This window comes from Mesorhizobium sp. B2-4-18, assembly GCF_006441385.1.
GTDB classification, from domain to species: domain Bacteria; phylum Pseudomonadota; class Alphaproteobacteria; order Rhizobiales; family Rhizobiaceae; genus Mesorhizobium; species Mesorhizobium australicum.
The window spans coordinates 26456-38836 of record NZ_VFUW01000002.1; the positions used below are offsets into that span (position 1 = coordinate 26456).

At 62.3% G+C, this 12381-nt stretch carries 15 protein-coding genes; 11 read left to right on the forward strand and 4 right to left on the reverse strand.

Annotated elements, in window-relative coordinates:
• Nucleotides 1-84 precede the first annotated feature (84 nt).
• Nucleotides 85-915 (reverse strand): AraC family transcriptional regulator, encoded by an 831-nt coding sequence (locus tag FJ527_RS03685; RefSeq protein WP_140821772.1) that lies wholly within the window; start codon nt 913-915, stop codon nt 85-87.
• A gap of 85 nt (nt 916-1000) precedes the next feature.
• On the opposite strand from FJ527_RS03685, the gene FJ527_RS03690 reads away from it, so the two are divergent.
• From FJ527_RS03690 to FJ527_RS03700, 3 genes are all read left to right on the forward strand, one after another.
• Nucleotides 1001-1534 (forward strand): hypothetical protein, encoded by a 534-nt coding sequence (locus FJ527_RS03690; RefSeq protein ID WP_140821773.1) that lies wholly within the window; start codon nt 1001-1003, stop codon nt 1532-1534.
• Nucleotides 1535-1566: 32 nt separating this feature from the next.
• Nucleotides 1567-1959, forward strand: coding sequence for a VOC family protein (locus FJ527_RS03695; RefSeq protein WP_140821775.1), 393 nt, complete (start codon nt 1567-1569; stop codon nt 1957-1959).
• A gap of 81 nt (nt 1960-2040) precedes the next feature.
• Nucleotides 2041-2670 carry a MarC family protein gene (locus tag FJ527_RS03700; protein ID WP_015317712.1) on the forward strand — a complete coding sequence of 210 codons (630 nt, stop codon included), beginning with the start codon at nt 2041-2043 and terminating at the stop codon, nt 2668-2670.
• 5 nt (nt 2671-2675) lie between these two features.
• Here the strand turns inward: FJ527_RS03700 and FJ527_RS03705 are convergent, their stop codons facing one another.
• Nucleotides 2676-3101: an OsmC family protein gene (locus FJ527_RS03705; RefSeq protein ID WP_140821777.1), complete on the reverse strand. Its 426-nt coding sequence runs from the start codon at nt 3099-3101 to the stop codon at nt 2676-2678.
• A 127-nt stretch (nt 3102-3228) separates the two neighbouring features.
• Nucleotides 3229-3753, reverse strand: coding sequence for a single-stranded DNA-binding protein (locus FJ527_RS03710; RefSeq protein WP_023773877.1), 525 nt, complete (start codon nt 3751-3753; stop codon nt 3229-3231).
• Nucleotides 3754-3978: 225 nt separating this feature from the next.
• On the opposite strand from FJ527_RS03710, the gene FJ527_RS03715 reads away from it, so the two are divergent.
• The 8 genes from FJ527_RS03715 (at nt 3979) to FJ527_RS03750 (ending at nt 12063) form a co-directional block, all read left to right on the forward strand.
• On the forward strand, nt 3979-4293 hold the full coding sequence (locus FJ527_RS03715) for a metalloregulator ArsR/SmtB family transcription factor (protein WP_140821779.1): 315 nt from the start codon (nt 3979-3981) through the stop codon (nt 4291-4293).
• The gene (locus tag FJ527_RS03720) at nt 4290-4751 is read left to right on the forward strand and encodes an SRPBCC domain-containing protein (protein ID WP_140616308.1); all 462 of its coding nucleotides are present in this window, start codon (nt 4290-4292) and stop codon (nt 4749-4751) included. The genes FJ527_RS03715 and FJ527_RS03720 overlap by 4 nt, the downstream gene beginning before the upstream one ends.
• Nucleotides 4752-4775: 24 nt before the next feature.
• Nucleotides 4776-5381 (forward strand): ATP-dependent Clp protease proteolytic subunit, encoded by a 606-nt coding sequence (locus FJ527_RS03725; RefSeq protein ID WP_140821781.1) that lies wholly within the window; start codon nt 4776-4778, stop codon nt 5379-5381.
• A gap of 88 nt (nt 5382-5469) precedes the next feature.
• Nucleotides 5470-5769 (forward strand): hypothetical protein, encoded by a 300-nt coding sequence (locus tag FJ527_RS03730; protein WP_140821783.1) that lies wholly within the window; start codon nt 5470-5472, stop codon nt 5767-5769.
• Between the two features lie 697 nt (nt 5770-6466).
• A complete protein-coding gene (uvrA, locus tag FJ527_RS03735; RefSeq protein WP_140664219.1) occupies nt 6467-9388 on the forward strand; it encodes an excinuclease ABC subunit UvrA in 2922 nt (973 codons plus the stop codon).
• A complete protein-coding gene (locus tag FJ527_RS03740; RefSeq protein WP_181166273.1) occupies nt 9388-9897 on the forward strand; it encodes a GNAT family N-acetyltransferase in 510 nt (169 codons plus the stop codon). The genes uvrA and FJ527_RS03740 overlap by 1 nt, the downstream gene beginning before the upstream one ends.
• A gap of 28 nt (nt 9898-9925) precedes the next feature.
• Nucleotides 9926-10732, forward strand: coding sequence for a DUF72 domain-containing protein (locus FJ527_RS03745; RefSeq protein WP_140664221.1), 807 nt, complete (start codon nt 9926-9928; stop codon nt 10730-10732).
• Nucleotides 10733-10914: 182 nt separating this feature from the next.
• The gene (locus tag FJ527_RS03750) at nt 10915-12063 is read left to right on the forward strand and encodes a GGDEF domain-containing protein (RefSeq protein WP_140821784.1); all 1149 of its coding nucleotides are present in this window, start codon (nt 10915-10917) and stop codon (nt 12061-12063) included.
• 37 nt (nt 12064-12100) lie between these two features.
• Here FJ527_RS03750 and FJ527_RS03755 read toward each other — a convergent pair whose 3' ends face one another.
• Nucleotides 12101-12277, reverse strand: a complete 177-nt coding sequence (locus FJ527_RS03755) for a hypothetical protein (protein ID WP_013531844.1) — start codon at nt 12275-12277, stop codon at nt 12101-12103.
• Nucleotides 12278-12381: the final 104 nt, after the last annotated feature.

The following is a 12381-nucleotide window of genomic DNA, read 5'->3' on the forward strand; positions in this document are numbered from 1 at the left end:
CGCCAGCAAGGCAAAAGCCGGCAATGGACCGTTTTCCCCAGACGAACGCCCCGAGCGCGATCAATTGGAGCTCCTGGCAACTTTTCAGCGGCTGCCAACGCGCCCGGACCGATACCGGCCAGGCGTCTCGCCCATGACCCGCCGAAACCGGCGGTTGAAGGTCGACAGATCGTTGAAGCCGGCTTCGAAAGCAATTGCCGAAATGGCATCGTTGGACGTGCGCAATCGCACCGCCGCGCGATGCAATCGGGTCCTGAGCAGGTACTGATAGGGCGTCATGCCGGCAACCTGCCGGAAGGTGCGCAGGAAATGATAAGCACTGGTCGCGGTCTCATCCGCCAACGCTGGAAGCGAGACCGGTCCGTCGGCATCCAGTTCGATCCGCCTCACCGCCTCGGCAACCCTTTTCTGGTCGCGGCGGCTTGGATCGCGACTGGCGTGCCTTGCGCCTGAGACTGTCGCCACGGCGGCACCGGCGATGCGCAGGGCGATTTCCTCGAAGGCACCTGCGTCCGCCATGTCGCGCGCGGCTTCCGCCTCGGCCAGCAGCGGTGCGATGGCCGGTAACGGCGGCAGGCGTGGCGTCTCGAAGGTGAGCTTCCCAGCGCCGGGTACGTCGGCGACGATCCGGTCCATATAGGCCGGCCCGAAATGGAAGGAGAGGCAACGGTCGCCGCTGCCATGCTCGTGCCCGCATTCGTAGCATGTGCCGGAATTGCCAAGCAGGAGGCTGCCTGGCGCGAGCATGGCGGTGCCTTGCTGTGCGCGATAGCGGAAGGTGCCACTGGTGACCGCCGCGACGCAAAAATCCCGATGGACTTCCTCGAACGGCCGATCGCCGGCGCTGGCCGTGCAGATCACATCCGCCACGTGCCAGCCAGGTCCGGATGCAAGGGTGTTCGCGGTCGCCGTCATGGCTGAAATATAGCAATTTTTCCCAAGCCCAAAACCCCGCCGGCACCTATTCCTCGCGGTCTCCTGACAAGAAGAGGCCGCAGCCATGCCCGACCAATCCACATTTGCCGAAGCCTTGCACAGTCCCGGACCGATCGAAGGGCTTGCCGAAAAACTGAACCTTTACGGCCGCTTCGTCGGTGCCTGGACGTTTGACGCCGCGCGCCATCTCGAGGACGGCACGGTGCTGACCGGACGCGGCGAGGTGCACTTCGGCTGGGCGCTGGAAGGCCGCGCCATCCAGGACGTCTGGATCCTGCCCGCGCGTGACGCCGGCCCCTCGCCATCGCTTGGCAAATGGACCTTTTACGGCACGACGCTGCGGGTCTATGACCCCGGAATCGATGCCTGGCACATCTTCTGGAGCGACCCGCGCAACCAGTATTTCAGCCGTCAGCTCGGCCGCGCCGAAGGCGACGCGATCGTGCAGGTCGGCGCCGACGGCACTGGTTCCTCGGTACGCTGGAGCTTTTCGCGCATCACCGGGAATTCCTTCCGATGGCTCGGCGAGCGCTCGCATGACGGCGCGGACTGGCACCTCGAAGTCCAGTTCCTGGCGCGTCGTCAATCTGAAAGATGACCCCACAACCCTTAGTAACAATGGAGAAAACCATGTTCGATCATATCTCGATCGGCGTTCGCGACGTCACTGCCTCCAAACGTTTCTACGATGCCGCGTTGAGGCCGCTCGGCTTCACTTGCGTCAGCCAATCGCCGGGTTCGCTCGGCTATGGTGTCCAGACCGTCGCGCCCCAGGCTGTCGCGCTGTGGGTCAACGAGGCGGCGCGCCCGGTGCCGGCGGACGAAAGATCTGGCCTGCATTTCTGCTTCGCCGCGCCGACACGGGATAGCGTCGGTGCCTTTCATGCCGGCGCGTTGCGCGAAGGCGGCAGCGACAATGGCGCACCGGGCCTGCGCGCCGACTATGGCGAGAACTATTACGCGGCCTTCGTGGTCGATCCGGACGGCTATCGCCTGGAGGCCTATTGCGGCGCTGCCGCCTAACCTGCGGTTCTGACTGTTCCCACCGACCGGGCTTTGCTCTACCAATGTGGGTACGGGCTTGGCCCGGCGGGAGGGTCAGCGATGCCGAGTTTCGACAGCCTGTTCAATGCCTTCGTCACCATTCTCGTGACCATCGATCCGCCTGGGCTGGCGCCTCTGTTCCTCGCCGTGACGCGCGGCATGAACCGCGAGGAGCGCAGCCAGGTTTCCGTGCGCGCCTCGGTCATCGGTTTTCTGGTAATGGCGCTGTTTGCGGTGGCCGGCGCGTCGATCCTGTCGGTGTTCGGCATCACCCTGCCGGCGTTCCGTGTCGCCGGCGGGTTCCTGCTGTTCTTCATCGCCTTCGAAATGGTGTTCGAGCGCCGGCAGGACCGCAAGGAAAAGATCGGCGACGTCGCCATCACCAAGGACATGATCCACAACATCGCCGCCTTCCCCTTGGCGATTCCGCTGATCGCCGGCCCCGGCGCGATTTCAGCGACGGTGCTGCTCTCAGGCTCGTTTCAGGGTTTTGCGGCGCAGGCGGCCCTGGTCGGCATCATTCTTGTCTGCCTCGTCATAACCTATCTGGTATTCGTGCTGTCGGAACGCATCGACCGCATCCTCGGCCAGACCGGCCGCTCGATCCTGACCCGCCTGCTCGGGGTTATCCTGGCGGCACTGGCCGTGCAGTTCGTGGCAGATGGCATCAAGGCGTTGATGGCCTCGTAGGCCGCTTATTTTGCGGTCGTATCGATGACTTCAAAGTCGTGGGTAATCGTCGCTGTCTTGGCCATCATGGCGGAGGCCGAGCAGTATTTTTCGATCGAAAGGTCGATTGCCCGCTTGACCTTGTCGCTGGACAGCGCCCGGCCCTTGATGATGAAATGCATATGGATGCGGGTGAACACTTTGGGATCGGTTTCGGAGCGGTCGGAATCGAGCTCGACCACGCAATCCTCGACGGCCTCGCGCCCCTTTTCGAGGATATGGACGACATCATAGGCCGAGCAGCCGCCGGTGCCGATCAGCACCAGTTCCATCGGGCTCGGTCCCGGCGTCTTGCCTTCCGGGCCTGACGCCGTGCCCAGCACGACCTTGTGGCCGCTGCTGGACTCGCCGACGAAGGTGCGCTCCTCGACCCATTTTACCCGTGCCTTCATCGCCAGTCCTCTTACGTCTCTGATCGCGCCAACGTCAGCTCAAAACCACCATGCAAAACCCCGAAAGTCCATGCGGACCCTCGGGGCATATCAAGTAAAGGCATTCGCTATTTGGTGCGGCTTTCGATCAGAACGGAATTTCGTCGTCCAGTTCGCGCGACGAACCACCGCCACCGCCGCCCCTGGGAGCGTTGCCGCCACCGCGGTTGAACCCTTCGTTCGGGCTCGACTGGCCGAAATCGGAACCACGGCTGCTGCCGCCACCGCTGTAGCCGCCAACCTGACCGCCCTCACCCTGGCCACGCGCGTCGAGCATCTGCAACTCGCCGCGGAATTTCTGCAGCACGACTTCGGTCGTGTATTTGTCGGCACCGGTCTGGTCCTGCCATTTGCGCGTCTGCAGCTGGCCCTCGACATAAACCTTCATGCCCTTCTTCAGATACTGCTCCGCCACCTTGGCGATGCCCTCATTGAAGATGACGACGTTATGCCACTCGGTCTTTTCCTTGCGCTCGCCGGAATTCTTGTCGCGCCAGCTTTCCGACGTCGCGATGCGAATGTTGACGACCGGCTCGCCCGAGTTCAGGCGGCGGATTTCAGGGTCAGCGCCGAGATTGCCGACCAGAATGACCTTGTTGACGCTACCCGCCATGATATTTCTCCGCGCTATCCGAAACAAATTTTTGTCGCAGCACCTTACAGGCTACGCACGTCAGCCGCTTGCCAAGGCTGGCTTTTCCCACAAGGTTTTTGTTCCCTTTTCGTTCCTATATGCACTGCGGCCAATTGTCAAGGAATGGCAGCAATGCCGGAACGCCGCATATGGGTCTCAAAACAGCGCTTGCCAAATCGATAAGTATCGACTTATGCTTTTGTCATGATCGAAGCAGAGATTTTCCGCGCCTTGGCCGACCCGACACGCCGCGCCGTCTTTGAGCGTCTCGCCACAAGCGAGATGAGCGTATCGGAATTGCGCAGCGGCCTGACGGTGTCGCAACCGGCGGTGTCGCAGCATCTGGCGGTGCTGCGGGGCGCCGGCCTCGTGGTCGAGCGGCGGGCCGGCCGCAACGCCTATTATCGTGTGGATCCGCAGGGGCTTGCCCCGCTGCTCTCATGGATCGAACGCTACCGTACCTTCTGGCCGGAGCGCATCGAAAGGCTGAAGACGGTTTTGAAGGACATGGATCAATGAACAGCCAAAGCGAAGTCTCTCCCGATGCGATTGAGTTCGAATACGATCTTGCCGAGCCGCCGGAAAAGGTTTGGCGGGCGCTGACCGTGCCGGAACTGCTCGCCGCCTGGATGATGCCCAACGACATCAGGCCGCAGACCGGCAGCCGCTTTGCCTTCGCCGGTCAAGACGCGGCGATCGAATGCGAGATTCTCGATGCCGAGCCCGAACGCCTGCTGCGCTATTCCTGGCGCGAGCGGTCGGACGATGCCGCGCACCCACTCGACAGCACCGTCACCTTCACACTCGCCCGAACCGTTTCCGGCGGCACGCATCTGCGCATCGTCCATGACGGCTTTGCTCGCAAGGCGATGCCGGCCGTGGCCATGGCGGGGGCAGGCTGCCGGCTTTCGCTGCACGGGACCGGCACGCCTATAGCCGCGAACACCCCACGCCTTCTGCTGCTGCACGCGGCTTGAACACGGAAAATTGGAGACAGAAAAATGGGCGGTGTTGCCAGTCTTGTGCCGATGGTAATCGAGCAATCGAGCCGCGGCGAACGCGCGTTCGACATTTTTTCGCGGCTGCTGCGCGAGCGCATCGTCTTCGTCAACGGGGAGATTAACGATGACGTCTCGGCGCTGGTCTGCGCGCAGCTTTTGTCGCTGGAGTCGGACAATCCCGAGAAGGAGATCTCGCTCTACATCAACTCGCCCGGCGGCATGGTGACCAGCGGCTTCGCCATCTACGACACGATGCAGTATATCAGCTGCCCGGTGTCGACCGTATGCATGGGCTTTGCAGCGTCGATGGGATCGTTCCTGCTGATGGCGGGCACCGCCGGGCGCCGCATCGCACTACCCAACGCCACCATCCTGCTACATCAGCCGCTGGGCGGCTTCCAGGGCCAGGCTTCCGACATCCAGCGGCACGCCGAACGCATCGGCCAGACCAAACGCCACATGACCGAACTCTACGCCCAGCATTGCGGCCGCAGCTATGACGACGTCGAGCGCACGCTCGACCGCGACCATTTCATGACCGCCCGCGAGGCCCAGGCCTGGGGCATCGTCGACCATGTGTTCGACACCCGCAAAAAGGCTGCGTAGGACCAGAGTGAGGTCAAATCCTGCTGCTTGTCGAAGATTTGACGATCCCGCTCTGGCTCCGGTGGCGGCAGGCCCCTATAACAAGGGGATGACCGACACTCATCGATCAAGAACATCGCACCGTGTCACGGCCGCCATGGTGCTTGCCATCGTCGGCCTTGTGTCCAGGTCGGCACTTGCCGACGAGGCCTCGTCGTCGGTTCGGAAAGGCGCCCTGCCCGGCGTAACCGGCGACTATCGCATCGCAAAGCCCGCCCCGGTGCCCGAACCCGACGACGCGTTCCCCAGCAGCGGCAACGGGCAGTTCAAGATCGGCAATACCAATGTCAGGATTTCCGGCAGCATCACCGTCGATGTTGGAGTTGGCGGGATCAAGCCACCCAGATAGGCAAAGATCGGGCCTTCCAACTGGAGCCCGCCAAAAGAACAGCCCCGCCGTGCCTTGGGCAAACGGACGGGGCTTTTCTGGATCTCAAATCCATTTTTGCCGGGAGTGTACTGCCGGCGTTTGATTTCGGATGCTTCGCGGCATTCAGCCGACGATCCGACTAGCAGTCTCTGATTTTCAGGGATACGGCAGGTCACGGTTTGTCGGGTGGCGCAAACGCCTGCCCTTGGCACTTATGCCTGCCGCGGCTCCAGTAACAACTGAAGCCCTGGGGGACTATCCGGTGGCGTCATGCTCCGCTCCTCTTGTCCGTTGCGACATTGTCGTCGTGAAGCGCAAATCGCAAATGCCTGCGGCGTCTCGCAGGCCGCCTTGGGGCGGCGAGGCCATCGATAGACGGCCGGCTTCGCTGACTTCGCAAGACTGCTCCCGTGAGTTGGCCGCGTCAACCATCAATAGCCGGTTACGGAAAAATGTGATCGCCGGGAGCTTACGTTCGGGTCAGCTTCCGCACAGCTTTGTCAGGAGCGTGTTCGGCCTTTGTTCTTTCCGCTTGCCCCCTCGCGCGAAAGGCGGTTAAACGACTTCTGTCGAGAATTGTGGCGTCTCTCGACGTGGCGGCAAAAATAACTACATAGGGAATGGCCGGGGAAACCCGCCGATCCCACAAATTCCAGATCTGAGGCGGCGACCTGACATGGCCGACCATAAATATCTTTCCATTCGCGGGGCGCGCGAACACAATCTGAAGAATGTCGATCTCGACCTGCCGCGTGACAGCCTGATCGTCATGACCGGCCTGTCGGGCTCCGGCAAATCGTCGCTTGCTTTCGACACCATCTATGCAGAAGGCCAGCGCCGCTATGTCGAGAGCCTCTCGGCCTATGCCCGGCAATTCCTCGAAATGATGCAGAAGCCGGACGTCGACCAGATCGACGGCCTGTCGCCGGCCATCTCGATCGAGCAGAAGACCACGTCGAAAAACCCGCGTTCGACGGTCGGTACCGTCACCGAGATCTACGACTATATGCGCCTTCTGTTTGCCCGCGTCGGCGTGCCCTATTCGCCGGCCACCGGCCTGCCGATCGAGAGCCAGACGGTCAGCCAGATGGTCGACCGGGTGCTGGCCGTCGAGGAAGGCACGCGCCTGTTCCTGCTGGCGCCCATCGTGCGCGGCCGCAAGGGCGAATATCGCAAGGAACTGCTGGAGTTGCAGAAGAAGGGCTTTCAGCGCGTCAAGGTCGACGGCGTCTTCTATGAAATCGCCGATGTGCCGGCGCTGGACAAGAAATACAAGCACGACATCGACGTCGTCGTCGACCGCATCGTCGTTCGCGGCGACCTTGCCACAAGGCTTGCCGACTCCATCGAGACGGCGCTGAAGCTGGCCGAGGGGCTGGCAGTGGCCGAGTTCGCCGACAGGCCGCTCGATGCCAGCCAGACTGGCGAGGATTCGGTCAACAAGTCGAAGAACGAGACGCATGAGCGCATCCTGTTCTCGGAAAAGTTCGCCTGCCCGGTTTCCGGCTTCACCATTCCGGAAATCGAGCCCAGGCTGTTCTCCTTCAACAACCCGTTTGGCGCCTGCCCGACCTGCGACGGTCTCGGCAGCCAGCGCGCCATCGACCCCAACCTCGTGGTGCCGGACGAGAACGTGTCGCTGCGCGACGGCGCCGTCAGCCCATGGGCGAAATCGACCTCGCCCTATTACTCGCAGACGCTCGAGGCATTGGGCAAGGCGTACGACTTCAAGCTCGGCGACAAGTTCAAGGATCTTTCAGCGCAAGCCCAGGAAGCGATCCTGCGCGGCACCGGCGAGCGCGAGATCACCTTCCAGTATGATGACGGCCTGCGCTCCTACAAGACGACCAAGACCTTCGAAGGCGTCATCCCCAATCTCGAGCGCCGCTGGAAGGAGACCGAATCCGCCTGGATGCGCGAGGAGATCGAGCGTTTCATGTCGGCAACGCCCTGCCCGGTCTGCAAGGGCTACCGGCTGAAGCCGGAGGCGCTGGCGGTGAAGATCGCCGGCAAGCACATTGGCGAAGTGACGGAACAGTCGATCCGCAACGCCGACAAATGGTTCACCGACCTGCCGGCGCAGCTCAACGACAAGCAGAACGAGATCGCTGTCCGCGTCCTGAAGGAAATCCGCGAGCGTCTGCGCTTCCTCAACGATGTCGGGCTCGACTATCTCACCTTGTCGCGCAATTCCGGCACGCTGTCGGGTGGCGAAAGCCAGCGCATCCGGCTGGCCTCGCAGATCGGCTCAGGCCTGACCGGCGTGCTCTACGTGCTGGACGAGCCGTCGATCGGCCTGCACCAGCGCGACAATACCCGCCTGCTCGACACGCTCAAGCACCTGCGCGACATCGGCAACACCGTGATCGTCGTCGAGCATGACGAGGACGCCATCCTGCATGCCGACTATGTCGTCGATATGGGTCCGGCCGCCGGCATCCATGGCGGCGAGATCATCGCCCAGGGCACGCCGCAGCAGGTGATGGCCAACCCGAATTCGATCACCGGCAAATATCTGTCGGGCGCGCTCGAAGTGGCAACGCCCGGCGTGCGTCGCGAGGCGAAGAAAAACCGGCGGCTGAAGATCGTCGGCGCGCGCGGCAACAATCTGAAGAACGTCACCGCCGAAATCCCGCTCGGCACTTTCACCGCCGTCACCGGCGTGTCGGGCGGCGGCAAGTCGACCTTCCTGATCGAGACGCTGTTCAAGGCGGCCTCGCGCCGCATCATGGGCTCGCGCGAGCATCCGGCCGAGCATGACCGCATCGAGGGATTGGAGTTCCTCGACAAGGTCATCGACATCGACCAGTCGCCGATCGGCCGCACGCCGCGATCGAACCCCGCCACCTATACCGGCGCCTTCACGCCGATCCGCGACTGGTTCGCCGGGCTACCGGAAGCGAAGGCGCGCGGCTATCAGCCGGGCCGCTTCTCCTTCAACGTCAAGGGCGGCCGCTGCGAGGCCTGCCAAGGCGATGGCGTCATCAAGATCGAGATGCACTTTTTGCCCGACGTCTACGTCACCTGCGACGTCTGTCACGGTAAGCGCTACAACAGGGAGACGCTCGACGTGCTGTTCAAGGGCAAGTCGATCGCCGACGTGCTCGACATGACCGTCGAGGAAGGCGTCGATTTCTTCGCCGCCGTACCCGGCGTACGCGACAAGCTGGAGACGCTGAAGCAGGTCGGCCTTGGTTACATCCATATCGGCCAGCAGGCGACGACGCTGTCCGGCGGTGAAGCGCAGCGCATCAAGCTCGCCAAGGAACTGTCGCGCAAGGCGACCGGCAAGACGCTCTACATCCTCGACGAACCGACCACCGGTCTCCATTTCCATGACGTCGCCAAGCTATTGGAAGTGCTGCACGAACTGGTCGACCAAGGCAATACGGTGGTGGTCATCGAGCACAATCTCGAAGTGATAAAAACCGCAGACTGGGTGCTCGACCTTGGCCCCGAGGGCGGTGATGGCGGCGGCGAACTGGTCGCCTCGGGCACGCCGGAAGCGATCGTGCGCGAAAAGCGCAGCTACACCGGCCAGTTCCTGAAGGAACTGCTGGAGCGACGCCCCGGAGGCAAACGCGAAGCGGCGGAGTGATGGGTAAGGATGATCTCATCACGGTCCAGAGCAGCTTTGGGGTGAGGCTTGCCGGCCCCGAAAATCTCGCCGCAATCATCGCGCTGACGCAAGCCGCCTACGCTCCCTACAATGCCATACTCGATGCACCGCCGATCCCGGTTACCGAGGACTACGCGCCGCGTATTGCCCAGGGCCAGGTCTGGCTGCTGGAGAGCGGTGATGAACTTGCCGGAGTGATCACGCTGGAGCGGCATGAAGATCACGCGATGATCTTCTCCGTCGCGGTGTCGCCTGCCTTCCAGGGCAAGGGGTTCGGTATTGCATTGCTGAAGCACGCTGACGAGCAGGCGCGGCAGTGGGGCCTGCCGGAGATACGGCTCTACACCAATGCGAAAATGGAACGAAACATCGCGCTCTATCTCGCTTACGGCTATCGCGAAACGGGTCGCCGGCCCAATCCCTACCGGCCAGGGTGGATACTCGTCGACATGGCCAAACCCGTCGACAACAGGTCCACCACGGCCTGATCGCCACTAGAAATCTGGGAGGACGACAATGAGCAAATCGGGAACAATCCGCGCCGGCATGGGCGGCTGGACCTTCGAACCCTGGGACACGTCCTTCTACCCCGAGAAACTGTCGAAGGCCAAGCAACTGCAATACGCTACCCGGCAGGTGCCGAGCATCGAGGTCAACGGCACTTATTATTCTAGCTTCAAGGAGCCGACCTTCGTCAAATGGGCCAACGAAGCACCTGACAATTTCGTCTATTCGCTGAAAGGCAACCGCTTCGTTACCAACCGGCGCGTGCTGGGCGAGGCCGGTGAATCGATGATGCGTTTCCTGGGTTCCGGCGTTGCCGCGCTCGGCGACAAGCTGGGACCGATCCTGTGGCAGTTCGCTCCGACCAAGAAGTTCGATCCGGACGATTTCGAGGCGTTTCTGAAGCTGCTGCCGGAAAAGCAGGATGGTGTCGCGCTGCGCCACGCGCTGGAAGTGCGCAACGACAGTTTCATCGTGCCGGAATTCCCAGCGCTCGCCCGCAAATACAAGGCGGCGATCGTCTATGCCGACCATGCCAAATATCCTGACATCGCCGACATCACTGGCGATTTCATCTACGCCCGGCTGCAGACCGGCTCGGATGACAATCCGGACTGCTACACGCCAAAGGGCCTCGACGAGTGGGCGGCGCGGGCCAAGATCTGGGCGCAAGGCAAGCAGCCGGCGGATCTGCGGCGCGCCGACCCCGCCAGCGACGCCCCGGTCCAGCCACGCGACGTGTTCGTCTACTTCATCACCGAGGGCAAGGTGCGGGCGCCGTTCGGGGCGATGGCATTGATGAGGCGCGTAGCCGACTGAAAAGGCGTCAGTCGGTTTCCAGCTGCACACAATAAGCACATCGCCCGGCGTATTGAGCGTAGCAAAGCGCCTGTTCCTGGGCATCTTCGCCACGATCGTAACCTTATCGACACTTCCTTGCCGCATGAATGCGCCGACGCCAAGCCGCAGAGCTGGGACCGCCGCCGGCAGGGAAAGAGGGCATGTCGCTCGACTACACGTCACTTCTGCTGGCCGTCGGTTTCTCGGCCGCTTGCCTCAGCCTGACATTGTTCGGCATGTGGCTGACCGCCCGCTCGGAAAAATTCCTGCTGACATGGGCGATCAGCCTGGTGTTCGTGGTCGGCGATATTTTTGTCTATGACGCCTATATCGGGATGCCGGGACGCCTGCTCGGCATCGCCACCTCGGCGTTTCTGCTGATCGGCTTTTCGACCATGCTGGGTGCGGCCTATCAGTTCCGAACCGGCGGCTCGCCACTGCCGCGGGCCCTGTGGGGTTGCTATTCCCTGGCGATAGCGTTGCCCCCCATGGCTCTGGGTTATGATGGCCTCGGCTTCATGGCGGAGAACATGTTTGCCGCCGTGCTCCTGTTCGCTACGGCGTTCGAATACTGGAAGGGCCGTGATGAGGCACCCGCGCTGACGATCGGCATCACCGCGCTCTATTCGGCCACGGCCACCTCGTTCGGGCTCTGCGCCATGGTTCTCGCCTGGGAAGGAAAACTGGTGCTTGGACATGCACCAAGCAACTGGGCCGAGGAGCTCAGTCTCATCGTGGTTATCGCCAGCATGACAGGTATTGGCGCGCTGTCGCTTGCCCTCAATCAGGGGCGTCTGGCGAGGCATCACCATCGCAACGCCCAGACGGATTCCCTGACCGGCCTGCTCAACCGGCGCGCGCTGTTCGACATGCATGGCCATGTCCCGGTCGGCGCCTTTACCGCGGTGGTCGTCTTCGACCTCGACAACTTCAAAACCATCAACGACGAATTCGGCCATGCGGCGGGCGATGAAGTGCTGAGGGTGTTCGCCAACGAGTTGGCAGCCAACCTTCGACCGGCCGACGTCGCCGCGCGCATGGGCGGCGAGGAATTCGCGCTGGTACTGAAGCGCACGCTGCCGGAGGCGGTCGAGGAAGCAGCCGAGCGTATCCGGGCGGCTTTCGCGACGCGACTGATAGAAACCGAAACCGGTTCCCTCACCTGTACGGTCAGCGCCGGATTTGCGTTTGGCAGCAAAGAGGGCATCAGCCTGGACAAGGTGCTCAGCGCCGCCGACAAGGCGCTCTATGACGCCAAGCGGGGAGGTCGCAACCGCGTCACCGCCTCGCCATTCCGACGCGCGAGCTAAACGCGCGTATCATGCCAAGCCCGCCGGGCGACATGCATTAGGCCGCCATGACGATTTCATTGAAGGTATCGAGATCGACATAGAAGACCTTGGTGATCTCCTCGATCAGGTCGTCGTAGTCACAGCCCTGTGACCTCAGAATGTTGATGGCGGCGATGATGTCGACGCGTTCGGTAAGCCGCCGCTTCTGGTAGTCCTCGACGTAACGTTCCATGGCTGTCCCTTAGCCTGTGTGCCCAAACGCGTTTGAACGACAATCAGATCGGGAAGCTAGGAAGCCTTGCTTGCGTGGAACTTGCAGGGCCTTTGCCGCGCCGC

Bases quoted from the DNA above. Each gene is read 5' to 3' on its own strand.
- FJ527_RS03685 (WP_140821772.1), bottom strand. From the start codon at position 915: ATGACGGCGACCGCGAACACCCTTGCATCCGGACCTGGCTGGCACGTG.
- FJ527_RS03690 (WP_140821773.1), top strand. From the start codon at position 1,001: ATGCCCGACCAATCCACATTTGCCGAAGCCTTGCACAGTCCCGGACCG.
- FJ527_RS03695 (WP_140821775.1), top strand. From the start codon at position 1,567: ATGTTCGATCATATCTCGATCGGCGTTCGCGACGTCACTGCCTCCAAA.
- FJ527_RS03700 (WP_015317712.1), top strand. From the start codon at position 2,041: ATGCCGAGTTTCGACAGCCTGTTCAATGCCTTCGTCACCATTCTCGTG.
- FJ527_RS03705 (WP_140821777.1), bottom strand. From the start codon at position 3,101: ATGAAGGCACGGGTAAAATGGGTCGAGGAGCGCACCTTCGTCGGCGAG.
- FJ527_RS03710 (WP_023773877.1), bottom strand. From the start codon at position 3,753: ATGGCGGGTAGCGTCAACAAGGTCATTCTGGTCGGCAATCTCGGCGCT.
- FJ527_RS03715 (WP_140821779.1), top strand. From the start codon at position 3,979: ATGATCGAAGCAGAGATTTTCCGCGCCTTGGCCGACCCGACACGCCGC.
- FJ527_RS03720 (WP_140616308.1), top strand. From the start codon at position 4,290: ATGAACAGCCAAAGCGAAGTCTCTCCCGATGCGATTGAGTTCGAATAC.
- FJ527_RS03725 (WP_140821781.1), top strand. From the start codon at position 4,776: ATGGGCGGTGTTGCCAGTCTTGTGCCGATGGTAATCGAGCAATCGAGC.
- FJ527_RS03730 (WP_140821783.1), top strand. From the start codon at position 5,470: ATGACCGACACTCATCGATCAAGAACATCGCACCGTGTCACGGCCGCC.
- uvrA (WP_140664219.1), top strand. From the start codon at position 6,467: ATGGCCGACCATAAATATCTTTCCATTCGCGGGGCGCGCGAACACAAT.
- FJ527_RS03740 (WP_181166273.1), top strand. From the start codon at position 9,388: ATGGGTAAGGATGATCTCATCACGGTCCAGAGCAGCTTTGGGGTGAGG.
- FJ527_RS03745 (WP_140664221.1), top strand. From the start codon at position 9,926: ATGAGCAAATCGGGAACAATCCGCGCCGGCATGGGCGGCTGGACCTTC.
- FJ527_RS03750 (WP_140821784.1), top strand. From the start codon at position 10,915: ATGTCGCTCGACTACACGTCACTTCTGCTGGCCGTCGGTTTCTCGGCC.
- FJ527_RS03755 (WP_013531844.1), bottom strand. From the start codon at position 12,277: ATGGAACGTTACGTCGAGGACTACCAGAAGCGGCGGCTTACCGAACGC.